This window comes from Monashia sp. HAY1-5C, assembly GCF_056755255.1.
Genome location: NZ_JBPGXG010000809.1, coordinates 1 through 234, shown reverse-complemented (window position 1 = coordinate 234; position 234 = coordinate 1). Strand labels below are relative to the sequence as shown.

The window sequence follows — 234 nt, the reverse complement described above, 5'->3', positions numbered from 1 at the left end:
TTTCATAATAGATTCTCACACAGTTCTGAGTCAGTAACTTGCCGCTCGTTTTGCCAGCATTAGGGTCATAAGAAATTTTCTGTTTATGATTTTCCGCCAATTCTTCGGCACTACAAATGAAAGGATTAATCCCTGTAAGTTTTGAATCTGAATAACTTACAAAATCTGTAGAATTTTTCACTTTCCCCACTACAATATTTCCTAATTCCGGTGTCGAAGCAACACCTACAATAT

1 protein-coding gene is annotated in these 234 nt (G+C 35.9%); it reads right to left on the bottom strand.

Going from position 1 to position 234, the window contains the following annotated elements:
* The coding region (locus ACR9ZK_RS23615) for a hypothetical protein (protein ID WP_481344339.1) at positions 1 to 234 on the bottom strand (234 nt) is incomplete at both ends.